This window comes from uncultured Limnohabitans sp. (assembly GCF_937889215.1).
In the GTDB taxonomy this organism is placed as follows: Bacteria; Pseudomonadota; Gammaproteobacteria; order Burkholderiales; family Burkholderiaceae_C; genus Limnohabitans_A.
This window is the reverse complement of record NZ_CALBEX010000111.1, coordinates 1-3516: the sequence shown is the minus strand read 5'-3', so window position 1 is coordinate 3516 and position 3516 is coordinate 1. Positions and strand designations below refer to the sequence as shown.

Annotated in this window: 7 protein-coding genes and 1 pseudogene; all 8 read right to left on the bottom strand. The window is 56.7% G+C overall.

The window, feature by feature from the left end; genetic code table 11:
* Positions 1–241: 241 nt before the first annotated feature.
* Positions 242–511 (bottom strand): type II toxin-antitoxin system RelE/ParE family toxin, encoded by a 270-nt coding sequence (locus Q0341_RS02965; RefSeq protein ID WP_299510446.1) that lies wholly within the window; start codon positions 509–511, stop codon positions 242–244.
* Positions 512–514: 3 nt separating this feature from the next.
* Positions 515–751 carry a hypothetical protein gene (locus tag Q0341_RS02960; protein WP_299510445.1) on the bottom strand — a complete coding sequence of 79 codons (237 nt, stop codon included), beginning with the start codon at positions 749–751 and terminating at the stop codon, positions 515–517.
* Positions 752–845: 94 nt separating this feature from the next.
* On the bottom strand, positions 846–1493 hold the full coding sequence (locus Q0341_RS02955; RefSeq protein ID WP_299510444.1) for a phage tail tube protein: 648 nt from the start codon (positions 1491–1493) through the stop codon (positions 846–848).
* A 16-nt stretch (positions 1494–1509) separates the two neighbouring features.
* Positions 1510–1848 carry a DUF3168 domain-containing protein gene (locus tag Q0341_RS02950; protein ID WP_299510443.1) on the bottom strand — a complete coding sequence of 113 codons (339 nt, stop codon included), beginning with the start codon at positions 1846–1848 and terminating at the stop codon, positions 1510–1512.
* Positions 1845–2330: an HK97-gp10 family putative phage morphogenesis protein gene (locus tag Q0341_RS02945; RefSeq protein WP_299510441.1), complete on the bottom strand. Its 486-nt coding sequence runs from the start codon at positions 2328–2330 to the stop codon at positions 1845–1847. The genes Q0341_RS02950 and Q0341_RS02945 overlap by 4 nt, the downstream gene beginning before the upstream one ends.
* Complete coding sequence (locus tag Q0341_RS02940) at positions 2323–2673, bottom strand: phage head closure protein (protein WP_299510439.1); 351 nt, start codon at positions 2671–2673, stop codon at positions 2323–2325. The genes Q0341_RS02945 and Q0341_RS02940 overlap by 8 nt, the downstream gene beginning before the upstream one ends.
* A 10-nt stretch (positions 2674–2683) precedes the next feature.
* Positions 2684–3307 carry a head-tail connector protein gene (locus Q0341_RS02935; RefSeq protein ID WP_299510437.1) on the bottom strand — a complete coding sequence of 208 codons (624 nt, stop codon included), beginning with the start codon at positions 3305–3307 and terminating at the stop codon, positions 2684–2686.
* Positions 3308–3516, bottom strand: a pseudogene (locus Q0341_RS02930) (hypothetical protein); the annotation flags it as partial.

The following is a 3516-nucleotide window of genomic DNA, read 5'->3' as shown; positions in this document are numbered from 1 at the left end:
CGCCACGGACCATGCTGGCCTCAAAGGCATCACGCTCGCGACCGGTGAAGCTGCGAACACGCACGGAACCACCCCATTCGGGAACATCGACGTCCTCTGTTTGAAGGTCGTTTGCGCAAAGGATGGCGGATTTAGAAAGTAATGTCATAGGTACTCCAGAAATGAAAAAACCCGCCGGGGTTTTATCCAGGGGCGGGTTGGTTTGCGGTCAAAGGTCAGCTTCAGAGGCTGACCCGGTTCTTCATAGATTTCGGGCTGCGTGATGCAACCTCAAAATTTCAACATCGTCGCCACGTACGCGGTAAATGGCGATGTAGTTCTTATGCAGGACCATCTCACGCGTGCCAGGGACGCGGCCAGCCCGGCCCATGCCAGGATGGGCCTGAAGTTTGGTCACAGCGGCCTGCAACTCCAGCACAAAGCTGGTGGCGCGGGTCGGGTTGTCTTTAGCGATGAAGCCAGCGATTTCATCAACAGACGCGAGCGCTGTCTTGGTCCACTTGATCAACATGAATCAAGCGCCGTATTTGGCAAATACCGCTTTGACCTGCTTGTCGGTTGCGAATTCGCCTGCATCGGCCTCCTTGATGCCTTCGTGAATGTCACGAATCTGCCAAGATTCACTCTGCACGTAGTTGGTCAGCGCATCAATGGCCAAAAAGCTCTTGGTCCGGGCGGTCGCCTTGGCCAGCTCTTCGATCTGGTTGTAAAGCGCCTCGGGCAGGCGTACGTTGATGGTTCTGGCGGTCATGGCGTAACACTCCTGTGCATGTGTAATACAGCGCATTATCTACTTCACAAAGCCAAAGGTCAAGGTGGGCGGCCTCTTCCCTGAGCAAGAGACCTTAGGCCCAGGTGATCGAGCCGGAAATACGCAGTTCAGCCGAGCGCCGGATCGCCTGGTCCACCGCGCCCTGGCTGTTGAATTTCTTCACGTAGGCGGTAAAGGTTGCGGTGTTGCCGTTGGGCAAAATCAACTTGAAACTTTTGGCAACACCGGTGACAAGTGCAGTCATCAGCGCCAATTGGCCTGCATCGCTGTTGTCCTGGTCGACCTCAATGGCAAACGCACCAGGATCAAAGAGACCCAAGATGAATTCCTTGGCGGTCGAATCAAAGTTGGTTCGCTCAATCTCTGATGCCGAGCCGTCAAAGCCGCTGTAGCTCTTGACGTTGGAAATCTTGGTCCACTGCACAGGGGTTGCAGTACCACCGCTGGTGTAAGTCGTATAACCAGTCGCATCCAGTCCAGCGAGGGTCACGATCTTGGTCGTAGGTTCGATGTACTGCACAACGAAGCTGTTGCCGTTGAGCTGCGTGGTGCCAACGACACCGGCGATGGTGATCACATCGCCCTTGTTCAATGCGGTGACCGCTGAAAGCGTGACCCGGCAAGGGTTAGTGAGTGAGACTGCAGTGATGGTGAGCGCCGACCCGGTGGTCGTGCCGATACTGACCGTGGAGCCTTGGGCTGAGATGGCGGTGCTTGGCATAGAGTTCTCCTAAAAGTTAGTGCCAGATCGAAAAATCCAAAATCACCCGATGCAGCAATGCCTCGGGCTCGAATTGGTCTTGCTCAAGGAGCAAAACGTGGGTGATGGCGCTGCTTTTCATTGCGGCTTTGACCGTCTCGGCCAAAGCCAGGGCAGCGGCGTAGGTGGTGTCAAAGCAGTCCACCTGCAGGCGGGTGTTCTCAACGGGTGCGCCGTCGGCCAGGGTGTTTTCTGGCGCGCTGGAAACACGGGCATAGACCGCGTAGGGCTTTTGCACGTTGTTGGGTGCAATGTTCGGAAACACCCTTCCCCCGGCCACACCTGCGAGGGCCGCGAAAAGGTCTTGCTGAATCATTTTTTGAGTTCGCGTGCGGCTTGCTCGATGCGCTCAGCAAGCCGTGTCTTGATGGCCGTTAGCGCATCGTTTTTCTTCATGTCAAAAGCAGGCCGCAGAAATGGACGCGCGGACATCTTTACGGTCCCGAACTCCACAAAGCGCCAGTACCAGGCGTCTTGCGAGAGGTTGCCTCGTCTGCCTTGCTTGCGATACTTCTTGCCATGCCGAACCGTGACAAAGAAGGTCTGCTTGTTCTTGTTCGACAACTCAGGGATTTGTTTCAAAATCACCGAGCGCTTCAAAGTGCCTGGCGGTGGCTGGTTGGGTCCCAGATCGCCCGTTGCAACGGGAGCTTGCAACTTGGCTTCATCCCGGATCAGCTTGGCTCCGGCATAGACCGCTGCTCGCAAGCCGTTTTTGGCCACTCGGTCAGGCAACTCTTTCAAAGCCTTGGCCAAAGCATCAAGGCCCTCAATCTGAACGCTCTCGTACTTAGCCATCGTCCAGACCCTCTGACGCCAGCAGCGTGACCAGAACATTGCTCTCGTCCTCGTTCAACGCCGCGTGGATGTTGAAGATCCGAGCTTTGTAAAGTGCGCGGTATCCAGATACCACCCGGGTATCGGTCAGACTTGCCTGATACCGCACCGTGATTTGGTGGGAGATTTCGCTGGCCATGCGATGCGCACTTTCCAGCTCGCGTCCCGTCAAGGGCTGTATGTCGGCCCAAACGGTGGCCACGTTCAGCCAAGTGCGGACCGGACCGCCATAGCTGTCTTGCACATTGCTTTGTCGCTGCAAGGTAATGCGCCGGTTTAGCTGACCCGCTCGTAATGAACTCATGGGATCGCCCTTATACGAAAGCGACCTTGTAGGGGTCAAGCAAACCATCAATGAATGAAAGCGCTTCCACACGGCCGCGACTTAGAACTGCAATCTCTTCGCGGTGGGCATAAAGGCTGCCGACACGCAACTTGATCCAACTCTTGATTCCCTCTGGCACCTGGGCGGCGCTGCCGTACCCGGCGTCAAAGGTGACCGATACCGCACCAATCTGCGGCAAGCAAATCGGCCAGATCTGACCAAACACGGGGGTGATGCGTGCGGGCTCACAGGCGGTGTCCACCGTGTAGGTGGCCCCAGGCATGACCTGCAGCGCAGATCCCATGTCCAGGTAGTTGATCGAGACGACAGACTGCACCGGCGTCTTGAACAACAAAATGGCGTGCCCTGGCAAGCTGAAAGCTTGACCTGCGGGTACGCCCATCAGAGACGGTCCGGGAAAGCAGTCGAGCACTTGCTTCCATCGGGCAGTGGTGAACTGCCTGCCGGTCAGTGTCTCGGCTGCTTGACGGGCCGCCGTGATGAGCGATGCGATCAGCATGTCATCCTCGTCAAAATCCACCCGCAGATGGAGTTTGGCTTCCCACAGGGACACCGGCTCCTCTGAAGGTGGGGTGACGAGTTGCAATGGCATTTAGATCACCTGAACCACAGCAGCCTGATTGCCCACGTCAGCCGGTGCATAACGGGGGTTGACTCCGAGCAGCTGGGCCGATGTGATGCTGGCGGCCACGCCAACGGTCACTGTGACACGCACAAAAGCGAAGCCGTTCACGGTGTCGAGCTCTTCAGGCTTGACATTGACAAGCACCTGTTTGTTGTCACCCGTGGCTTTAACGATCT